Here is a 17,523-nt window from a genome sequence, read left to right as displayed (position 1 = left end):
GACCTTGATACAACGCACGTCAGCCGAGCCGGTCGATCGTCTGCCCAAGTTCAACGGGTGCCAGTATCAAAACGGACCGATCGTAGCATCGTTGATGGCGCGCCCGCGTTATCGTCTCCGTAAGACCGGTAAAATGACCTCGCCACTGCCGTTATATTCCATACGGTTCTCGCCCAAGATCGCTGAACCAGGCTTTTCGGCATAGTCGCATGATGATGCCACAACTGACGGAGACAGAACAATGCGTTGGGAATATTTGGTAATCGAGAATATGATGGATTCTGACGAACTTGGAAAGTTGGGTGCAGATGGCTGGGAGCTCGTCGCAGTCGTGTCTCCCGGACATTTCGTGCTGCACTATTTCTTCAAGCGGGCACTGTGAATTTGAAGCACCGCGTTCATCAGTAAGCGTTCAGATCCTGCATGCGCTGCTTCAGCTTCTCCTTGGCGAGGGTCCACACCCGAAGTCGTTATGCCGCCTTGTCGATCGACAACTTGCGGGCGAGAAATTCCCGTATGCGGGCCGCGATCTCGCTATGATGGGTCTCCAGCGCGAAATGGCCGGCATCGAGTAGATGTATCTCCGCATCCGGAATGTCCCGTCGATAGGCATTGGCGCCGGCGGGTATGAATGCGGGATCATGCTGGCCCCAGACCGCGAGAAGCGGCGGGCGATGTTTGCGGAAATATGCCTGGAAGGCCGGATACAGGGCCACGTTGGTTTGGTAGTCGCGGATCAAATCGAGCTGGATATCCTCCGCTCCCGGCCGGCTCATGTAGGCGATGTCGAGTTCATAGCCATCCGGCGGCAACAGGCTCAGATCGGATCCTATACCGTACTGCCAACCGCGGATCGTGTCCGGGGCGAGCGAGGGCCGGCACGCCTCGCGATTGGCGTCGCTCGGGTCGCGCCAATATGCTTGCCAATCCCCCCATTGATCGCTGAACCCTTCGACATAAGCGTTGCCGTTCTGTGAGATGATCGCGGTGACGCGTTCGGGATGCGCCATGGCGAGCCTCAGCCCGGTCGGCGCGCCGTAGTCGAAGATGTAGAGCGCATAGCGGCTGAGCCCTAGCGCGCCGACGAACCCGCCAATGACCTCGGCCAGGGCGTCGAAGGTATAGGCGAAAGCGCCACGCGGGGGCGCCTTTGTCTGGCCGAACCCGGGCAGGTCGGGAGCGATCACGCGGAAGCGATCGGCAAGCTGCGGGATCAAGTTGCGGAACATATGGCTGGCTGAGGGGAAGCCGTGGAGCAGCAGGATCACAGGCGCATCGGCCGGGCCTGCCTCACGGTAAAACACATCGACGTCGCCGACGCTCTGCGTGCGGTAGTGAACAATGGTCATCTCATTCTCTTTCGGTTTGGCGGGCGCGGATGCTGGTGCAGCAATATATGGCTGCGGTGGCCGAGCTCGACATTGACCGGCGAGAACCAGGACATGTGGTTGTAGAGGAGAATGATGCTAATGGCGAATTCGGGGGCTGCGAGGCATGCCGTGAAATCGCGGTTGCGCGGCCGATTGCATGGCGGATCCCTGTCCGCGCCGGCCGCCACCCGCCTGATGTAGAGCGTTATCACACCGATCGGTTAGAAGGGGCCGGGAAGCGTTCGCGGCAGGCTTCCAGTCCGATGCGCGCCAGCTATCGCAATAATACCGCTGGTTCCGCAGCATGGCCGACGGCCTGATCAATCGCCGACATAGACGGTTTTCATCTGCGTATAGAAGTCGACCGCGGCATAACCCTGCTCGCGCGGGCCGTAACTCGACCCGCGCGTGCCGCCGAACGGCACATGATAGTCGACCCCTGCAGTCGGCAGGTTGACCATGACCATGCCGGCGCGAACGTTGCGGCGGAAGTGCCGCACGCGCGCGAGATTCGAGGTGACGATACCGGCCGACAGCCCGAATTCGCCGTCGTTGGCGACGGCGAGCGCCTCGTCATAATCCTTCACCCTGATCGTCGAGACGAGCGGGCCGAACACTTCTTCGCTGTTGATCCGCATCCCAGGCGCGGTGTCGGCGATAAGAGTGGGCCGCATGAAATAACCCGGCGTATCCAGGGTCAGCCGCTCGCCACCGGTCAGCAATCGCCCGCCCTCGGCGGCGGCGATGCCGACATAGCCCAGATTCCGTTCAAGCTGGCTCTCGCTTGAAACCGGCCCGACCTCGGTCGCCGGATCGAGCGCGGGGCCGACTTTGAGCGCCGCCGCGCGCTCGGCGAGCGCCGCGACGAAGCGGTCGTGGACCGCATCCTCGACGATCACCCGGCTCGACGCGGTACAGCGCTGGCCGGTCTGAAAAAATCCCCCATCGAGTGCAATTCCCACCGCGCGATCGAGGTCGGCATCGGCGAGCACCACCAGCGGGTTCTTGCCCCCCATTTCGAGCTGCACGCGCGCGCCGCGCGCGACCGCCGCCTGCCCGACCTTGGCGCCGACTGCCTGCGAGCCAGTGAAGGAGATCGCATCGATCCCCTGATGCGCCGCGATCGCCGCGCCGACCTCACCAGGCCCGAGCACGAGATTGAATATGCCGGCCGGGGCGCCGCACTCCTGAATGATGGCGGCGAGCGCATGGGCCACTGCCGGCGTAAGATGGGCCGGTTTCAGCACCACTGTGTTGCCGAAGGCGAGCGCCGGCGCAGCCTTCCACGCGGGGATCGCGATCGGGAAGTTCCACGGCGTGATCAGCCCGACGACGCCGACCGCCTCGCGCCAGATTTCGACCTCGAGTCCCGGGCGGGTCGATTCCAGCGTGCGGCCGTGGCGGCGTAGCGCCTCGCCCGCGAAATATTTGAAGATGCGCGCGGCGCGCATGACCTCGCCGACCGCCTCGGCGCGCGTCTTGCCTTCCTCGCGCGCGAGCAATTCTCCAAGCTCGGCGGCGCGCACCATCAGCGCTGCGCCGACCCGATCGAGAAGATCGGCTCGCACCTCGGGGGAAGCCGACGACCAGCCACCGAAAGCGCGCCGGGCGGCCGCCACCGCCGCATCCACTTCCGCCGCACCGCCCGACGGATAATGCGCCACAACCTCTTCGGTGTTCGACGGGTTGACGCTGGCTGAGGGTGTCTCTGCCGTGATCCATTCTCCGTCGATCAGATGCGATAGTTTCATGATGCAGGCCCTTGGCAAAGTTAAAAATATATCGTATACGATCATCATATGACAGGAGGTAGAGTGACAAAGCAAGACCATTTGTGGCGCGGCGTATATCCGGCCGCGACGACGCAATTTTCCGCCGACGGATCGGTCGACCTCGATGCGACGCAGCGCGTGCTGACCGCGCTCGTCGACGACGGTGTGAACGGCCTCATCCTGCTCGGAACGTGCGGCGAGAATAATTCGCTCGACCCCGACGAGAAGCTTGCGGTGCTGCGTGCCGGCGTCGAGGCGGTGGGCGGGCGCGTACCGCTCGTCACCGGGGTTTCCGAACTCACAACGCACCGCGCCGTTGCCTATGCGAAGGATGCCGAGACGATCGGCCTTGACGCCTTGATGCTGCTTCCGGCGATGGTTTACGTACCAACGAGCCATGAACTCGCGACCCATTTTCGCACGGTGGCCGAGGTGACCGGGCTGCCGATCATGCTCTACAACAACCCCCCCGCCTATCGGGTCAGCGTCGACTTTGCGACGCTCGATGCCCTGCAGTCGCTCCCGAATATCGTGGCGATCAAGGAAAGCGCGCCCGACCCGAGGCGCTTTACCGATGTCATCAATCGCTATGGCGATCGCTATACGGTGATGGCCGGCCTCGACGACATCGCGCTCGAAGGGCTGATGCTCGGCGCTTCGGGATGGGTGTCGGGGCTGACCAGCGCTTTCCCACAGGAATCGGTGGCGCTGATCGCCGCGGTCGATCGCGGCGACTGGGACGAGGCGCGGCGCATCTATCGCTGGTTCATGCCGCTCCTCCACCTCGATGCCGAGCACGACCTCGTCCAGTCGATCAAACTGGCCGAAGACATCATGGGGCGCGGCTCCGAGCGCGTGCGCCTGCCGCGCTTGCCGCTCGCCGGTGAGCGGCGCGCCGAAGTGATCGCAATGGTCGAGGAGGCCGCGCGCACGCGCCCTGTCGCCAAGTCGCCTGTCGCGGCCTAGCCTCCGGCACCGATGCGGCATAGTTTCTTCTGTATCGACGGCCACACTGCCGGCAACCCGGTTCGACTGGTTGCCGGCGGCGCGCCCCCGCTGCGCGGCGCGTCGATGGCCGAACGCCGGCTCGACTTCCTCGCTCGGTACGACTGGATCCGTACCGGGCTGTGCTTCGAGCCGCGCGGGCACGACATGATGTCGGGCGGCTTCCTTTGTCCGCCGTGCGGCGACGCCGACGCTGCCATCCTGTTCATCGAAACGAGCGGCTGCCTGCCGATGTGCGGGCATGGCACGATCGGCATGATCACCTTTGGCCTCGAACATGGCCTGATCCAGCCGCGCGAGCCGGGACGGCTGGTGGTCGAAGTGCCCGCCGGGACAATTGACATTGTCTATCAGGCCGAGGGCGACCGGGTGCGGTCGGTGCGCATCCGCAACGTGCCTGCCTATGTTGCGGCGCGGGGCATAGAGATCGACGTGCCGGATTTCGGACCACTCACGATCGACGTCGCCTATGGCGGCAATTATTATGCGATCATCGAGCCGCAGGGCCCCTACATCGGTCTCGATGACCTAGGCGCCGCGCGCATTATTGAACTCAGCCGAACGATCCGCGCGATGATCCGCGACATCTACGAACCCGTCCATCCGCTCGAGCCGAGCATCCGCGGGGTCACCCATATCCTCTGGGCCGATATACCCAAGGGCAAGGGCGCCGACGGACGCAACGCGGTCTTTTATGGCGAGCGCGCAATCGACCGCAGCCCATGCGGTACCGGCACGTCGGCGCGGCTCGCGCATCTCGTCGCGACCGGCCGCTTGAAGGTCGGCGACCGCTTTGTCCACGAAAGCTATATCGGCAGCCGCTTCGTCGGCCGTGTCGAGGCCGCGGCGAAGGTCGGCGAGATCGACGGCATCATCCCCTCGATTGAAGGCTCAGCGATCGTGACCGGGCTCAATACGATCTGGATCGATCGGGAGGACCCGTTCTGGGCCGGTTTCACTGTCGTTTGAGCGCAAGATGACGCAGGCGCCATCCAGCGCGATCGTGATCGGCAATGGCGTCGTCGGTCTCGCTTGCGCGATCGCGCTCCAGCGGCGCGGCATCGCGACGACGCTTGTTGCGCCCGACCAGCCGTGGCGCGGGGCGTCGTGGGGAAATGCCGGGCATATCGCGATCGAACAGGTCGAACCGTTCGCTTCCCCCACACTGTTGCTCAGTCTCCCGCGCCGGCTGTTTTGGCGCGGCGGGCCGGTGGGTTTGCCGCCGCGCGCGATAGCCGCCTGGTTGCCGTTCGCGTTGAAGCTCGTCCGAGCGAGCACGCCGGCGCGCTTTTCGCGCGGCAAGGCGGCGCTCGGCGCGATCCTGGCCGAAGCCATGCCGGCGTGGCGGCGCCTGCTGACCGACGCGGGCGCAACCGCCCTGCTCCGCGAGGCCGGGCATGTCGTGGTGTGGGAAAGCGTCGCCACCGCCGCTGCCGGGCTTGCCCGATGGCGCGCGGCGGATACGGGCTCCGCGCGGTTCGACATGGTGTCGCCCGACGGCCTCGCCGAACTGCAGCGCCTCACGCGCGCTCCGCTTGCCGGCGCGATCCGCTTCCGGGGCAGCGGACAGATCACCGATCCGGCTGCATTGGGCGAAGCCCTCTACGCGCGGTTCCGCGCTCTCGGCGGATGCGAACGCCATGCCCGCGCCACCGGCGTTACCGGAACGATCGGCGCGAAAGTGACGCTCGACCAAGGTATCGCGCTCACCGCCGACCTCGCGCTGATCGCGGCGGGCGCGGCCTCGGCGCCCCTGCTCGCGCCATTGGGGCTCAAGGTGCCGCTGGTCGCCGAGCGCGGCTATCATATCGAAGGCGCCGCGACCGACTGGCCGGTCGATGCCCCGCCCATGGTGTTCGAAGATCGCTCGATGATCGTCACGCGCTTCACCCACCGATTGCGCGCCGCAAGCTTCGTCGAATTCGCACGCGCCGGCGACCCGCCCGACCCGCGCAAATGGGACCGCCTGCACGCGCACGTCCGCGCGCTCGGGCTGAGCCTTGGCGAGCCGGCGAACGAATGGATCGGCGCACGACCCACGCTGCCTGACTATCTTCCAGCGATCGGGCTCCTCGCGGATGCGCCCGCGATCGCCTACGCCTTCGGTCACCAGCATCTCGGGCTCACGCTCGCCGCGGTCACCGGCGAGGCCATCGCGGCGCTGGCGCATCGCGAAGCCGCGAGCATCGACCTTTCCCCCTTCGATCTCGCGCGCTTTACATGAGTTGCGCTCGCGCCCCGCGTACGGCAGAGACGAAGGTCATCGCATGATGCGGGCCTTTGAAGCGAAACCCATGACAAAACTGATCGTCCGTAACCTCGCCGAACAGCTCGTCGACCTCGTTCGCGATCGCATCCTCAACGGAACCATCTCCGCCGATCAGCCGATCAGGCAGGACACGCTCGCTGCCGAACTCGGTATCAGCAAGATTCCGCTCCGCGAGGCGCTCACCCGGCTGGAGCAGGAAGGGCTGGTACGCAGCCAGGTCAACCGCGGCTATTTCGTCCGCTCGCTCAGCGCCGCGGAGGCGGAGGAAGTCTATGCGCTTCGCCTGAAGCTGGAGCCGGAACTGGTGGCGCTGGCCGCCGAACGCGCCACCGAGGACGAACGGCAGTATGCAATCCGCGTCCTTGACGAACTCGACAAGGCGACCGATGCGCATGGCGACGGTGTCGGCCGCTTCAACCGCGCTTTCCACCTCGCGCTGATCCAGCCTTCGGGCCAGTCGATCACCACGCATTTGCTCGAACGGCTGCATGTGCTGGGCGAGCGTTATGTTCGCAAACATCTCGAACCGCTCGGCCGCGATCAGCGTGCCAACGACGAACACAGCACGATCCTGCGCCTGTGGCTCAATCGCGATGGCAACGCCGCCGCGAGCGTCATCGAATCGCATATCGAAAAAACGATCGTCGATCTGCGGCGCCAGCTCACAGCGGTGCAGGACTAAGCGCAGGAGGCGTTAAGTCCTGCTGGTCGTCTTTTTATCGTCAATCGCGCGAGGGTATGGAATCCCGCTCATCTCTTTCTTTGGGCCGTCTGCGCGAGACGCGAATTTGGCCGCCTCGACGCCGCTGCAATCGGGTCCGGACCCCTGAAGCGAGCATCCCTATGATCCTCGCTGTGGCAAAGCGCCGAGGAGATCCAGATTTCGCCGCGTCAGCATGTCCCGGCAATATTTAACGCTTGCCGCATTTCGTATACTGTTTACAATATTGCCGAGCGAACGGCGGTGATCGTCGGCGCTCAAGGAGAGACGATATGGCAGGGGGATGGCTGGGTCCGCTAAAACCAATGGCGGCCGCGCACGACGACGCGCACGGATTGCGAAAGACGCTGAGCTGGCCGCATCTGGTCGCCCTCGGCGTCGGCGCGATCGTCGGTACTGGCATCTACACGCTGACTGGCGTCGGCGCCGACCGCGCCGGCCCGGCGGTGATCCTCGCCTTCGCGATCGCCGGTGCCGTGTGCGCCTGTGCCGCGCTCGCTTATGCCGAGATGGCGACACTGATCCCGACGGCGGGCGGCGCCTATGCCTATACCTATTCCGTGCTGGGCGAGACGCTGGCGTGGATAGTGGGGTGGAGCCTGATCCTCGAATATTCGCTCGCCTGCTCGACCGTGGCGGTCGGCTGGTCGGCCTACCTTGTCGGCTGGATCCAGTCGCTCGGCGTCGATCTGCCCGCGCAATTGCTGGCAGGGCCGCACGGCGGCGGCATTGTCAACCTGCCGGCGGTGCTGGTCGCGCTGGCGATCGCAGGAATGCTGTCTGCGGGCACGCGCGAAAGCGCTACCTTCAACATCATCCTTGTCGCGATCAAGCTGACCGCGCTCACTGCCTTCGTCGTGCTGGTCATGCCGTCCTTCGACGCCGACAAATTTACGCCGTTCATGCCCTATGGTTTCGGCAGCCATGTCGAGGGCGGCACGACGCGCGGGGTGATGGCGGCCGCCGCAATCGTGTTCTTCGCCTTTTACGGCTTCGATGCCGTCGCCACCTCGGCCGAGGAGGCCAAGAATCCGGGACGCGACCTGACCATCGGTATCCTCGGGTCGATGGCGGTTTGCACGCTCATCTACATGCTGGTCGCGATCGCTGCGATCGGTTCGGTCTCCTATCTCGACATCGGCCGCTCGGGCGAGCCGCTGGCCTTCGTGCTGCGCGCGCTCGGCCATCCGGTCGCCGCCTGGGCAATCGGCCTCGCGGCGCTGATCGCGCTGCCATCGGTGATTCTGGTGATGATGTACGGCCAGAGCCGGATTTTCTTCGTGATGGCGCGCGACGGGTTACTGCCGCGATTCCTCAGCAGGGTTTCGCCGCGGACCGGCGCGCCGACGACGATCACCCTCGTTACCGGGGTGTTCGTCGCGCTGGTTGCCGGTTTCTTCCGTCTCGACGAGATCGCCGAACTGGCCAATGCGGGCACGCTGATCGCGTTCATCGCGGTCGCAGTGTGCATGATGGTGTTGCGCCGCCGCCAGCCAGACCTGCCGCGCGTGTTCCGCTGTCCGGCGCCGTTCGTCGTCGGGACGCTGGCGGTGCTCGGCTGCCTCTACCTCCTCGCCAGCCTGCCCACCCATACCTTGACCCGGTTCGCGCTTTGGAACGTGGTCGGCGTGCTCTTCTATCTCGCCTATGGGCGCGCCCGCAGCGTCGCCGCGCGCGCTAGGTCCGCTGCCGGATAATTGCGTTTTTGCCTGCACCGCCGAAGCAGGCAGCCAAAATTGTGATGAAGGAGTCCTCCAGCGGGTCGCTCGCGGGTCATAACGTCGTCTAAGCTGGTCGCCACAAAATGGACGTCCTGTTGGTCGAATAGACTGCAAGTGATGCTGCAGTGCAACGCGGTGTATCTACTGCAGTCATCGGTCGCATTGTCGGAGACATCGGCGGCACAGGACATTCTACAACTTTAACGATCCTAGGCGCCCCGTGCGTCCGAATAGGGTGCAAAGCCCCATTCATGGGCTTAGCTGGACCAAGATTTTCCAATGTTTTGAGTGCTCACCATATTCATGTCGGGCGCACCGCCCACATCCAAGATATGTTGGGACAACTTTACCCTGCCTTTCGGACAACCTTATTCTGCCTCAATGAGGGTTTTATGCCGGCTCTTTAGAAAACGGCCGTTCCGCATTGCGCCTGATTTCGGCCAATAGAACAAACAATCGCGCTACCTTAATGCGGACGCAAGGCCGCCCGCAGTGCTGAGCCAACCGCGCGCGCTTAAAAGTCAGCCATGAACAAGCGATGATTAGCCTGGCACGCAGTCTGCTTGAGCGCCGCATCACTGCGGGCGATTTTGATTGCTATCAATGTACTCGACGACGAAACCCGCCATGCCTTGTGGTATTGATGGTATCGTCAGGAGTCGGGTGATGAACCGCAGACACCTATTATTCGGAGCAACGGCTACCGCCGCGGCGGGCACCGGTCTGTATCTGGCAGGCCGTGGACCATCTTATCCGCAAGCAGTGGCACCGCTCCGAACGGAGCTGGCGGCACACAGCGACACCGACATGGCCTATCTGGTGCATCACGCGGTGCTCGCGGCGAATAGCCACAATACCCAACCCTGGTTGTTCAGGACGGGCCAGCGGCATATCGAAATCGCGCCTGACCGGCGGCGCCAGACACCGGTGGTAGATCCCGACAATCACCATCTTTTTGCGAGCCTTGGCTGCGCGGCGGAAAATTTGTCACTGGCGGCTTTGGCGGCGGGCGCAAATGCCAATATCGCCTTTGTCAGCAACACCGCTGGTCTTCGCGTCGATCTGGAACGTACCAATCCAGCGCGAGACCCGCTGTTCGCGGCGATCCGGAATCGCCAATGCACCAGAGCCGATTATGATGGCCGTGACGTGGACACCGCCAATCTCACCATGCTCGAACAAGCAGCAGCCGTGCCGGGCTGCCGCGTCAGCCTATTGACCGAAAAGCCGGTGGTGGAGAAGGTTCTGGACCTGATCGTGGCCGCCAACAGCGCGCAGATTGAAGACCCCGCTTTCATGCGCGAACTCAAATCGTGGATCCGTTTTAACGCGGCAAGCGCGGTGGCAACTGGCGACGGGCTTTATGCAGCGTGCTCGGGCAATCCGACTCTCCCGACCTGGCTTGGAACCAGGCTGTTTGACCGGGTGGTAACGGCGGAGGGTGAGAATGCGAAGTGCATCAGCCAGATCCGTTCGGCCGCCGGCATTGCGATTTTCGTTTCCGACGCCAACGACCCCGCGCACTGGGTACAAGCTGGGCGGAGCTATCAGCGCTTTGCCCTGCAGGCGACGTTGCTGGGCATCAAACATGCTTTCCTGAATCAGCCAGTCGAGGTCGCAGCGTTCCGCCCACAGCTTGCTAGCCTGCTCGGCATCGGCGCCAAAAGGCCTGATCTTGTTGTTCGCTTCGGTTATGGTCCCGACATGCCCATGTCGATGCGGCGTCCGCTGGCCGATGTCATGACCGCGCTGTGAATTTCCCATTCTCTGGCTGATCCAGCTGCTGTTCCCGCTGGCGCTGTTGCTGTGGATGGCATTTCTGCCTGCGCGGCACATGCCGACGAGAATTTTCCAAAGTCTCGGAACAGCTGCGATCCTGCTGGCGCTGCATCTGGCGGGATTGTGGATCACGCCGTCCTGGTGGACGCCGTGGATTTATTGGGGGCTGTTCGCGATCGCCGTGTGGCGCGGGTGGTGCATGCAGACCCGGCCAGACTTCGCTGCGGTTGATTACGCCCTGATCCTCTTTTGGGCGGGGCTGTCCGGTTTTGGCGGATGGGTTTCGATGCAAGCGCTTGACGCCAGGACGCCGCCGCCCGGCGAAATCGCCGATCTCGCCGCGCCGCTTGCTGCTGGCCGCTATTATGTCGCCAATGGTGGCTCGCGAGAAATCGTCAGTTCGCATTTGCGGACACTTCCAAGAGCCACGATAGGCCAGCGCAATTATTGGGGGCAAAGCTACGGCGTCGATATCACGGCAATGAACCGCTGGGGTCTGATGGCCAGCGAACCAACCATGGTGCTTGCCCCGTGCGCAGGGCGGGTGGTTCGCGCGCATAGCGGAGCAGCCGACGGCGGCCCGGTCGATCGGACCAGCGCGACGGCCAAGGCGGGCAATTACGCACTCATTCGTTGCGGGCATTTCGATATTTTGCTCGCGCATCTTCGCAAGGGCAGCTTGCGGATTGCGCTCGGTGACCTTGTCCACCAAGGACAGCCTATTGGCGCACTTGGCAATTCCGGCGCTTCCGACATGCCCCACCTGCACATCCATGCCCAGCGTCCCGGGACCGCGGCTGCGCCATTTTCGGGCAAGCCGTCGCCGATGCGGATCGACGGGCGTTATCTGGTGCGTGGCGACAGGCCATGAAACGCCTTCTGAGCGCTGCCACCGTCTATTTCCTGATGCTGTTCGCGCTGGGCTTTGTCCTTGGCACTGTTCGGGTGCTGTTCGTCGCGCCACGGATAGGAGCGCTGGGCGCAACGCTAGCGGAGGTGCCGCTGATGCTGATTGCGGCATTTTTTACGTGCCGCTGGGCAATTTGCCGCTGGCAGGTGCCGCCCACCCTTTCGGCGCGCGGTACGATGGCACTGTTGTTTCTGGTGCTGCTGGCACTGTTCGAGACGCTGGTCGGCGTTGCTTTGTTCGGACGGACGTTGACCGGAACATGGTCGGGGCTGGCCACCCCTGCCGGGCTGATCGGCTTGATTGCACAGGCCATCGCCGCGTTGCTGCCGATCTTCGTCGGCCGGACCCGGCGGCAATGACGAGTCCGACCCGCCGGCAGTAGATGCTCGGAGCGGGCGCGGGCAGTCGGGCGCACCAATTTCCACTTGGCGCTAGAACGCGATTTCCGCGCGCATCGTGATTTTTCCCGCCGCGTTACGCGACGATAGCCGGGCGCCACCCGCACGTTTCGTCAGGCAGAGATCAAAGGGCGCGCCGTCGATCATCGGTGCCTCGGCGCGGAAGCTGAACTGCCGCGGTGTCAGGCCAGGCAATTCGCGTTGGGCATGATCGACGAGCAGGGTGGCAATCAGCGGGCCGTGCACGACCAGCCCGGGATAGCCCTCGACATCGCGGGCATAGTCGCGGTCGTAATGGATGCGGTGGGCGTTGAAAGTCAGCGCCGAAAAGCGGAACAGCAGGACGGGATCGGCAGTGACGCGCCGGATCGCTTCGGCGGGTTCGGGCGCGGGCGCTGGTGCGGATTCGGCAGGGGGCGTCGATCCGGTCACTGCCGCGCGATAGACCAGATCCTGTTCTTCGCGAATCGTCGCAATGCCATCCGCGGTAATGTCGTGCTGTAATGTCACGAACAATAGATCGCCGCTGGCGCCGCGCTTGGCGCGAATCGCCGCGATCGTCGTGACGCGAGTGAGCGCCGCGCCGACCGCGATCGGAGCGAGGAACTCGACGCGACCGCCCGCCCACATCCGGCGGGGGAGAGGGACGGGGGAGCAATCCGTTGGCTTCTCGGCGCGGGTGGCCGTCCTCGCCGATCGCCGATTGGCGCGCGTCGGGCAGAAAATAGAGCCAATGGCCGAGCGGCGCGACGGTCGCGGGCGCGGCGGCATCATGATCGAGTAAAGCGGCGAGGCCAACGAGCGGCGCTGCCGTCGCGATATCGTACCGCGTTTCGCTGCGCCCGACCCAGGCCGAATAATCGTCCATTTGCGATCCCTCAAAAACTCTTTGGCAGGCCAAGCGCGTGAGTCGCGACATGGCTCAGGATCAAATTCGTGCTGATCGGAGCGACCTGATACAGCCGCGTCTCGCGGAATTTGCGTTCAATGTCATATTCCTCGGCAAAGCCAAAGCCGCCATGTGTCTGGACACACATGTCGGCGGCGTACCAGCTAGCTTCGGACGCCAGCATCTTGGCCATATTCGCCTCGGTCCCGGCGTCCTGCCCGGCGTCGAACAGCCGCGCCGCCTTGTCGACCATCTCGGCGGCGGCGGCGAGCTGGACATAGGCGCGCGCGATCGGGAACTGGACGCCTTGGTTTTCGCCGATCGCCCGCCCGAACACCTCGCGTTCTTTGGCGTAGGCCGAAGCGCGGTCGATGAAGAAGCGCCCGTCGCCGATACATTCGGACGCGATCAGGATACGCTCGGCGTTCATGCCCGACAGGATATAGCGGAAACCCTTGCCTTCCTCGCCGATCAGATTGGCGGCGGGGACTTTGAGGTCGTCGAAGAACAGCTCGGTGGTCGCATGGTTGAGCATGGTGCGAACAGGGCGGATGGTCAGCCCGTTGCCCACCGCCTCGCGTATGTCGACCAGCAGCACGCTCATCCCGTCGGATGATTTGGCGCAGTCCTCGCGCGGGGTGGTGCGGCACAGCAGGATCATCAGGTCCGAATGTTCGGCGCGGCTGATCCAGATTTTCTGGCCGTTGACGACATAGTCATTGCCGACCCGCTTGGCAAAGGTGCGGATGCGGGTGGTGTCGGTGCCCGCGGTCGGCTCGGTCACCCCGAACGCCTGCAACCGCAGGTCGCCGCGCGCAATCGCGGGCAGATAGGCCGCCTTCTGCGCCTCCGACCCATGTTTGAGCAGCGTCCCCATCGTGTACATCTGCGCGTGACAGGCGCCGCCATTGCAGCCCGAGCGGTGGATTTCCTCGAGCACCGCGGTCGCCGCACCTAAGCCCAGCCCTGACCCGCCAAATTCCTCGGGGATCAGCACCGACAGAAACCCGGCGTCGGTCAGGGTGCGGACAAATTCGGTCGGATAGATGCGGTCGCGGTCCAGTTTTTGCCAATATTCGCCCGGAAATGCTGCGCACAAGCGGCGCACCGCGTCGCGGATTTCGGGATAGCTTTGCGGCTGGGCATCAGACATCGGCACTCGCTTTCCCGGATCGTCCGCTGACCTTAGAACGACCGCACGCGGCACGCCAAGATGAATCGGTCGTGTGTCGCGACTTCCAACCAGGCGGCCAATCGGGTTATGGCACAACCGCTGGTCCACGAGGCCAGACAAAGGTGATAAGTTTCCATGACGCTTGATGCCGCGACGATAGAGATTCCAGAAAATCCCGGCCGCGCCTGGTGCGAGGCAATGGACCGCGCCGATGTGCTCGCGCCGATGCGCGACCAGTTCGTTCTGCCGGGCGGGATGATCTACCTTGACGGCAATTCGCTGGGCGCGATGCCCAAGGCGGCGAGCGCGCGGGCGCAGGGGGTCGTGAGCCAAGAATGGGGCACTGACCTGATCACAAGCTGGAACAGCGCCGGCTGGTTCGAGCTGCCGGTGCGGCTGGGCGACAAGCTGGCGCCGCTGATCGGCGCCGCGGCGGGCGAGGTGATCGTCTGCGATTCGACCAGCCAGAATCTGTTCAAAATCTTGTCGGCGGCGACCGCGATGCGGCCCGATCGCAGCGTGCTGATCCTCGAGGGCAGCAATTTTCCGACCAACAATTATATCGCCGAAGGCGTCGCCGCTGCGACCGGCGGGCGCGTGACGGTGCGATTGTGCGAGAAGGACGAAATAGCGGGCGCGATCGACGAAAACACCGTCGCGGTCGCGATCACGCATGTCCACTACAAGAGCGGGCATGTCCACGACATGGCGTCGATCACCGCGCGCGCCCACGCCGCGGGAGCGCTCGCGATCTGGGATCTGTGCCATAGCGCCGGGGCGATGCCGGTCGATCTCAATGGCTGCAATGCTGACTTCGCGGTCGGCTGCACCTATAAATATCTGAACGGTGGCCCCGGCTCGCCCGCGTACCTTTTCGCGGCCAAGCGGCATCAGGGACAGGCGTTGCAGCCCGTCACCGGGTGGTGGGGCCATGCCGCGCCCTTCGCCTTTGAACCGGGCTATCGGCCGCAGCCGGGGCTGCGCCAGTTTCTGATCGGCACCCAGCCAATCCTGTCGATGGCGCTCGTCGAAACCGGGCTCGATATCCATTTGCAGGCCGACTTGGGCGCGATCCGCACCAAGTCGATGGCGCTGACCGACCTGTTCATCCGGCTGGTCGAACAAAGGTGCGCCGGACACGGCTTTGCGCTGGCGTCGCCGCGCAAGGCGGCCGAGCGCGGCAGCCAGGTGTCGTTTGCGCATGCCGACGGATATCCGATCATGCGTGCGCTGATCGCCGCCGGGGTGATCGGCGACTTCCGCGCTCCCGACACGGTGCGCTTCGGCTTTACACCGCTCTACGTCGGCTATGCCGATGTCTGGGATGCCGTCGACCGGCTGGTGTCGATCATGGATGAGGGCGTCTGGAAACGCCCCGAACATCAGGCACGCGACGCCGTCACATGACCGACGGGCAGGGGAGAATGGATTGGGCGTGTGCTGTCAGCGGCGCCGCGACGACCAAGGGTCAAGTGCGCCTCGGGCCGGTTCGTTCATGACAGGTGGGCAAGCCTGTTCCCCATTTCCACCGAACCGGTAGAGGCTGACAAGATTTAACGAGAGAAGCGAAAATATCGCCCGAATTCCGCGCGGAGCGGTGCTCGCGGGCACCGCGAGTACGGCAATCGCGCGGCACGGGTTTGCCGAGCCGGTGGCGATTGCCGGTACGACGCGCGTAAAACCCGAGGATTAGGGAGTGGAGAAGGGCGATGTCTATTTGATGGTTCGTCGCCTCGGCAGCCTGTCTAGGCGTTCGCTGCGCGGATCACGTCGGCGCGCGCGGCGAGCGCGGCTGCTTCCCCTTCGAGGCCGTAGAAAGCGAACGGGTTGAGGAACTGGCGGCCCCAGAACAGCTTGGTGTCGATCTCGCCCAGCCCAGACTCGTCGACAAGCGGCTTCCAGTTCGTCCCGATCGTCTCGAGCTGCGCGGTCGCCAGCGCGAGTGCGCGGGCGCGATCGAGGTGGAAGTGCCCGGCGGCGTCGAGGCAAGCGGCGATCTGGCTCGCGCGGACCTGGCCGTGGATCAGCATCGCCTGGCTCGCTTCGCCGCCAGCGCGCGCCTGCGGGCAGATATCATAGGCCGGGGTGAGACGAAGCGATGTCCCGTCCCAGAAGGCGGCGTGGTTGCGCGCATGGTCGTCGACATTGCCGACAAGGATGTTGAACATGAGGCGCGCAAACAGTTCGTGAAGCGTCGCGTTCGGCGCTGCGAAGCGGAGCCGGACCTGTTCGGCGAGATCCTGGTAGCTCGCATAGCGCGCCTGCATCTCGTCGAGTTCGAGGATCGTCAGCGCCGACACCATCGCGCGGCGCTCCCAGCCGGCCCGTCCATGCGTCCGGTCGAAGCGTTCGACGAGCAGCACATCCTTGCCCGACGCATGCGTGAGCCGCACGGGCGCGACGTCGATCCCGGCGTGTGCGGCGAGCCGCATCGCGATATATTCGCCTTTGACGACGCTATAGGTGTCGCTCGTGCTCGAGAATTTGGCGACATATTTGCGGTCGCCGTCGGTAATGAGCGCCTTGGGCCGCGCACCGCCGATCGAGCTGCCATGATGCAGCGCCTGGTCGAGCTCGGGCGAGAGCGGCAGATTATTCTCGACCCGCTCGGCCGAAGCGATGAGCGCGTCGAGGCTTGCGCCGTCGCCCCCGCGCGGAGTGTAGGCGCGCGCTGAGGCCTGGAAGTCGAGCGCGCCGATGCGGTCCGAGCCCGATTGCAGGAGAAAGACAAACTCGTCGAGCTCGAGCGCATCGAGTTCGGCACCGCGTGCGCCGAACAGCCGGTTGAGAATGACCCGGCGGCCCCAGGCGTCGGGCGCCGCGTCGCGCAGTGAACTCGCCATATAATGCCCCGCAGGTGGGCGCAGTGTCTCGCCGCCGAGCGGCAGCTCGGGCAGATAGAGCGGGACCGCATCGGCGCGTTCGCGGTACGAGCGGCCGTAGACGAAATGCGCTTCGTCGCCGATGCGAACGAGCCGCCCGGCGACGACGGGTTCGCTCGTCCCGGGCAGCCAGGTCCAGACGAACGCGTCGCGGGGAAGTGCGGAATCAGAAGTCATCGGCGAGCTCTATCGTGCGCGGGCGCGCATAACGTGGAAGGAGGGACAGTCGCCGGCGCCCTTCTTCGACTCGCAATGTCATGCTGCCCACATCGTCCTCGCCGAGCAGCGGGATGCCAAGGATCGTGCACGCCTCGAAAGCCACGCCGATATCGACTTTCGGATTGCCGGCTTCGAGCCGCTGGATCATCGCGCGCGACACGCCGACCCGCTCGGCAAGGTCCTGCGCGGTCACCCGCTGTTCCTTGCGCGCGACCGCAACCAACTGGCCAAGGCGCTCAAGCGCCGCCAATGTGTAACGGGCATAAGTATTTTTCTTCGAAGCGGGCATTTGTATCACTCATGGAGCATATTACTGCGATATGCTTTATCGGTATACCATATGGAGGCAAGCATAGGCTATGTCAAGCCGTTGTTCCTTAAGTAGTGCATATCCATGCAATATGCGTCACCTGT

At 64.2% G+C, this 17,523-nt stretch carries 16 protein-coding genes; 10 read left to right on the top strand and 6 right to left on the bottom strand.

The window, feature by feature from the left end:
- Positions 1–241 precede the first annotated feature (241 nt).
- Positions 242–382 carry a hypothetical protein gene (locus IPF76_RS10660; protein ID WP_293843302.1) on the top strand — a complete coding sequence of 47 codons (141 nt, stop codon included), beginning with the start codon at positions 242–244 and terminating at the stop codon, positions 380–382.
- Positions 383–470: 88 nt separating this feature from the next.
- Here the strand turns inward: IPF76_RS10660 and IPF76_RS10655 are convergent, their stop codons facing one another.
- Positions 471–1,349, bottom strand: a complete 879-nt coding sequence (locus IPF76_RS10655; RefSeq protein ID WP_293843300.1) for an alpha/beta hydrolase — start codon at positions 1,347–1,349, stop codon at positions 471–473.
- 341 nt (positions 1,350–1,690) lie between these two features.
- Positions 1,691–3,121, bottom strand: a complete 1,431-nt coding sequence (locus tag IPF76_RS10650) for an aldehyde dehydrogenase family protein (protein ID WP_293843298.1) — start codon at positions 3,119–3,121, stop codon at positions 1,691–1,693.
- 63 nt (positions 3,122–3,184) lie between these two features.
- Between IPF76_RS10650 and IPF76_RS10645 the strand changes: the two genes are divergently transcribed.
- From IPF76_RS10645 to IPF76_RS10610, 8 genes are all read left to right on the top strand, one after another.
- Positions 3,185–4,108: a dihydrodipicolinate synthase family protein gene (locus IPF76_RS10645; RefSeq protein ID WP_293843296.1), complete on the top strand. Its 924-nt coding sequence runs from the start codon at positions 3,185–3,187 to the stop codon at positions 4,106–4,108.
- Between the two features lie 12 nt (positions 4,109–4,120).
- Positions 4,121–5,116 carry a 4-hydroxyproline epimerase gene (locus IPF76_RS10640; RefSeq protein WP_293843294.1) on the top strand — a complete coding sequence of 332 codons (996 nt, stop codon included), beginning with the start codon at positions 4,121–4,123 and terminating at the stop codon, positions 5,114–5,116.
- A gap of 7 nt (positions 5,117–5,123) precedes the next feature.
- Complete coding sequence (locus tag IPF76_RS10635; RefSeq protein ID WP_293843292.1) at positions 5,124–6,371, top strand: FAD-dependent oxidoreductase; 1,248 nt, start codon at positions 5,124–5,126, stop codon at positions 6,369–6,371.
- A 70-nt stretch (positions 6,372–6,441) separates the two neighbouring features.
- Entirely contained in the window at positions 6,442–7,098 is a 657-nt protein-coding gene (locus tag IPF76_RS10630) for a GntR family transcriptional regulator (protein WP_293843290.1), read from the top strand.
- Between the two features lie 311 nt (positions 7,099–7,409).
- Positions 7,410–8,834, top strand: coding sequence for an amino acid permease (locus tag IPF76_RS10625; RefSeq protein ID WP_293843288.1), 1,425 nt, complete (start codon positions 7,410–7,412; stop codon positions 8,832–8,834).
- A 627-nt stretch (positions 8,835–9,461) separates the two neighbouring features.
- Positions 9,462–10,613 (top strand): Tat pathway signal protein, encoded by a 1,152-nt coding sequence (locus IPF76_RS10620; protein ID WP_293843286.1) that lies wholly within the window; start codon positions 9,462–9,464, stop codon positions 10,611–10,613.
- Positions 10,614–10,668: 55 nt separating this feature from the next.
- Positions 10,669–11,508 (top strand): M23 family metallopeptidase, encoded by an 840-nt coding sequence (locus tag IPF76_RS10615; protein WP_293843284.1) that lies wholly within the window; start codon positions 10,669–10,671, stop codon positions 11,506–11,508.
- Complete coding sequence (locus IPF76_RS10610) at positions 11,505–11,906, top strand: hypothetical protein (RefSeq protein ID WP_293843282.1); 402 nt, start codon at positions 11,505–11,507, stop codon at positions 11,904–11,906. Before IPF76_RS10615 ends, IPF76_RS10610 begins: the two co-directional genes overlap by 4 nt.
- Before the next feature lie 72 nt (positions 11,907–11,978).
- Here IPF76_RS10610 and IPF76_RS10605 read toward each other — a convergent pair whose 3' ends face one another.
- Complete coding sequence (locus tag IPF76_RS10605; protein WP_293843280.1) at positions 11,979–12,575, bottom strand: hypothetical protein; 597 nt, start codon at positions 12,573–12,575, stop codon at positions 11,979–11,981.
- A 248-nt stretch (positions 12,576–12,823) separates the two neighbouring features.
- Positions 12,824–13,987, bottom strand: coding sequence for an acyl-CoA dehydrogenase family protein (locus IPF76_RS10600; RefSeq protein WP_293843278.1), 1,164 nt, complete (start codon positions 13,985–13,987; stop codon positions 12,824–12,826).
- A 156-nt stretch (positions 13,988–14,143) separates the two neighbouring features.
- Here IPF76_RS10600 and kynU point away from each other — a divergent pair, with 156 nt between their 5' ends.
- A complete protein-coding gene (gene kynU / locus IPF76_RS10595) occupies positions 14,144–15,415 on the top strand; it encodes a kynureninase (RefSeq protein WP_293843276.1) in 1,272 nt (423 codons plus the stop codon).
- 338 nt (positions 15,416–15,753) lie between these two features.
- Here kynU and IPF76_RS10590 read toward each other — a convergent pair whose 3' ends face one another.
- Complete coding sequence (locus tag IPF76_RS10590; RefSeq protein WP_293843274.1) at positions 15,754–17,067, bottom strand: type II toxin-antitoxin system HipA family toxin; 1,314 nt, start codon at positions 17,065–17,067, stop codon at positions 15,754–15,756.
- Positions 17,057–17,398: a helix-turn-helix transcriptional regulator gene (locus IPF76_RS10585; protein WP_293843272.1), complete on the bottom strand. Its 342-nt coding sequence runs from the start codon at positions 17,396–17,398 to the stop codon at positions 17,057–17,059. Before IPF76_RS10585 ends, IPF76_RS10590 begins: the two co-directional genes overlap by 11 nt.
- Between the last annotated feature and the right edge of the window lie 125 nt (positions 17,399–17,523).

It is taken from the genome of Sphingopyxis sp. (assembly GCF_016704835.1).
Taxonomy (GTDB): Bacteria; Pseudomonadota; Alphaproteobacteria; order Sphingomonadales; family Sphingomonadaceae; genus Sphingopyxis.
The sequence above is the reverse complement of the archived record's forward strand: the minus strand, read 5'-3'. Positions and strand labels throughout refer to the sequence as shown.